The following is a 3,543-nucleotide window of genomic DNA, read 5'->3' on the forward strand; positions in this document are numbered from 1 at the left end:
GGCCGCGGCGCCGACCGCGGCGCGGTGGGCGCGGGGTCAGCCGAGGAGTTCACGGAGCCTCGCACTCACGGCGTCGAGGTCACCGCGGACGGTGCAGCCGGCCGCAGACGGGTGTCCGCCGCCGCCCAGAGCCCCGGCCACGACCGAGACGTCGATCGCCTCGCGGTCCGCGTCACCCCGGGAGCGCAGCGAGACGGCCCACTCCCCCGGCCGGTACTCCTTGAGCAGGACCGCCACCCGTGCCTCGCGGACGCCCCGCAGATGGGACACGAGCGACTCGACGTCGTCGTCGTCCGCCCCGGCGATCACCTCGTACGGGACCGCGAGCCAGACCGCGCCCCGTCCCCCCACGGCGTCGACGTCCAGACGGACGGTGGCGAGCAGCTCACCCAGGACCCGCAGCCACGTGAAGGAACGGGCGTCGAGCAGGTCGTACGCGAGCTCCTCCGACTCCGCCCCGGCCTCGAGCAGGCGGCGGGCGGTCTCGTGCGCGTCCGACCCGCCCCACCGGAAGGACCCGGTGTCGGTGACGAGACCGGCGTAGAGACTGGTGGCGATGTCGGCGTCGACGACGTAGCCGCCGGCGTCGAGCACCTCCAACACGAGCGAGGCGGTCGACGCGGCGGTCGGGTCGAGATACATGTGCGATCCGAAACCCGGGTTCGATCCGTGGTGGTCGACCACCAGCACCTCGGAGGCGCTCTCCGCCAGCCGTTCCCAGGCCCCGGCCCGGTCGGGGCTCGCACAGTCCAGGGTCACCACGAGGCCGCCGTGGGCGGGCACCCGGGACAGCGGGATCACCCGGTCGGTGCCCGGGATGGCGCGCAGCGCGTCCGGGACCACGCCGGGGTCGAACGAATGGTGGACGGTCACGCCGACCGCGCGCAGCGCCCGGGCCAGACCGCAGGAGCTGCCCAGGGCGTCGGCGTCCGGGCGGACGTGACAGAGCACGGTCACCTCGCGGTGCCGCCCCAACACGTCCGCCGCCCCCGCGGCGTCCACCGCCGTGGTCACCGGTCGTCGTCCTCCGGTCGGTCCTCCTCCGGCTTCCGATAGGGGTCCTCGTCACCGGCCGGACGCGCGTTCTCGGCCGCACGACGGACCTGCTCGTCGCTGGCCCGCGCCCTGGCGAGGAGTTCCTCCATGTGCCGCGCGGCGTCGGGCACGGAGTCGAGCACGAACGTGAGCTCCGGGGTGAACTTGACCCCGGTCTGCCTGCCGACCATCGTGCGCAGACGCCCCCGCGCGGCGGTCAACGCCGCCTCCGCGGCCTCGAGGTCCGGCTCCTCGTCGAGGGTCTCGCCCCGAACCGTGTAGTACAGGGTGGCGACCCGCAGGTCCGCGGTGATGCGCGAGTCGGTGATGGTGACGTACTCGAGACGCGGATCCTTGATCTCGTGCTCGATGGCCGTCGCGACGATCTCGCCGATCCGCTTGCCGAGCCGTCCCGCGCGTCCCTTGCCGGTCATGGCGATCCTCCTTGACATGGTGCGACCGCTGGGCGGTCACGTGTTGACGAGCGCACCGCGGGGGCAGGTCCGTACGATACGGAACCCGCCCCCACGGTGTGCTCTGCGACGTCAGTCGCGCGGCTTCTCGACGAGCTCGTACGTCTCGATCACGTCGCCGATCTTGATGTCGGAGTACGTCACCGTCAGACCGCACTCGAAGCCCTCGCGGACCTCGGTCACGTCGTCCTTCTCGCGGCGCAGCGAGGAGACGGTCATCTCCTCCACGACCACGTTGCCGTCGCGGATGAGCCGCGCCTTGGCGTTACGCCGCATGATGCCGTCGAGCACCATACAACCGGCGATGTTGCCCACCTTGGAGGAGCGGAAGATCTGGCGGATCTCCGCCTGACCGAGCTGCTTCTCCTCGTAGATCGGCTTGAGCATGCCCTTGAGCGCGCTCTCGATCTCGTCGATCGCCTGGTAGATGATCGAGTAGTACCGGATGTCGACGCCCTCGCGGTTGGCCATCTCGGTGGCCTTACCCTCCGCGCGGACGTTGAACCCGATGATCACCGCGTCGGACGCCGCCGCCAGGTTGACGTTCGTCTCGGTGACGGCGCCGACACCGCGGTCGATGACGCGCAGCTGCACCTCGTCGTCGATCTCGATACCCATGAGGGCCTCTTCGAGGGCCTCGACCGTACCGGAGTTGTCGCCCTTGATGATGAGGTTGAGCTGGCTCGTCTCCTTGAGGTGCGAATCCAGGTCCTCGAGGCTGATCCGGCGACGGCTGCGCGCGGCCATCGCGTTGCGCTTACGCGCATTGCGTCGATCGGCGATCTGCCTGGCCGTGCGGTCCTCGTCGACCACCATCAGGGTGTCGCCGGCGCCACACACGCTGGTCAGACCGATGACCTGGACCGGACGCGACGGGGTCGCCTCCTCGACGTCCTGGCCGTGCTCGTCGACCATGCGGCGCACACGACCGTATGCGTCGCCGGCGACGATCGAGTCGCCGACCCGCAGCGTGCCGCGCTGGATGAGCACGGTGGCCACGGGGCCACGACCGCGGTCGAGGTGCGCCTCGATCGCGACGCCCTGGGCGTCCATGTCCGGGTTGGCCCGCAGGTCCAGAGCCGCATCCGCGGTGAGGACGACGGCCTCGAGCAGCGAATCGATGTTCAGGTTCTGCTTGGCGGAGATGTCGACGAACATGGTGTCGCCGCCGTACTCCTCCGGCACGAGGCCGTACTCCGTCATCTGGCCACGGATCTTGTCGGGCTGCGCGCCCTCCTTGTCGATCTTGTTGACCGCCACGACGATCGGCACGTCGGCCGCCTGCGCGTGGTTGATCGCCTCGACCGTCTGCGGCATCACGCCGTCGTCCGCCGCCACCACGATGATCGCGATGTCGGTCGACTTGGCGCCGCGGGCACGCATGGCGGTGAACGCCTCGTGACCCGGGGTGTCGATGAAGGTGATCGTGCGCTCGACGTCGTCGACCGGCACGGTGACCTGGTACGCACCGATGTGCTGGGTGATGCCGCCGGCCTCACCCTCGCCGACCTTGGCGGACCGGATGCTGTCGAGCAGCCGGGTCTTGCCGTGGTCGACGTGACCCATGACGGTGACGACCGCGGGACGACGCTCGAGATCCTCTTCGCCGCCCTCGTCCTCGCCGAAGGACAGGTCGAAGGACTCGAGCAGCTCGCGGTCCTCGTCCTCGGGGCTGACGATCTGGACCTTGTACCCCATCTCCTCACCGAGGAGCTGGAGGGTCTCCGGAGTGACCGACTGCGTGGCGGTGACCATCTCGCCCAGGTTGAACAGCGCCTGGACCAGCTGCGACGGGTTGACGTCGATCTTGTCCGCGAAGTCGCTCAGCGAGGCGCCCTGAGCCAGCCGCAGGACCTGCCCACGACCGTCGGGGAGCCGGACGCCGCCGACCTCCGGTGCCCGCATCGAATCGTATTCCTGACGCTTCTGCCGCTTCGACTTGCGACCCCTGCGCGGGGCACCGCCGGGACGTCCGAACGCGCCCGCGGCACCGCCGCGACCGCGACCGCCGCCACCGGGCCGACCGCGGAAGCCA

General features: G+C 70.4%; 3 protein-coding genes. All 3 read right to left on the bottom strand.

The window, feature by feature from the left end; translation table 11 throughout:
- Positions 1-36: 36 nt before the first annotated feature.
- The gene (locus HMPREF3086_RS13800; RefSeq protein ID WP_061227735.1) at positions 37-1,014 is read right to left on the bottom strand and encodes a DHH family phosphoesterase; all 978 of its coding nucleotides are present in this window, start codon (positions 1,012-1,014) and stop codon (positions 37-39) included.
- Positions 1,011-1,469: a 30S ribosome-binding factor RbfA gene (gene rbfA, locus HMPREF3086_RS13805; RefSeq protein ID WP_007632708.1), complete on the bottom strand. Its 459-nt coding sequence runs from the start codon at positions 1,467-1,469 to the stop codon at positions 1,011-1,013. The genes HMPREF3086_RS13800 and rbfA overlap by 4 nt, the downstream gene beginning before the upstream one ends.
- Positions 1,470-1,580: 111 nt before the next feature.
- Positions 1,581-3,543: translation initiation factor IF-2 (gene infB, locus HMPREF3086_RS13810; protein WP_168169100.1), on the bottom strand; the 1,963-nt coding region annotated here is incomplete at its 5' end.

This window comes from Dietzia sp. HMSC21D01 (assembly GCF_001815995.1).
Lineage (GTDB): Bacteria > Actinomycetota > Actinomycetes > Mycobacteriales > Mycobacteriaceae > Dietzia > Dietzia cinnamea.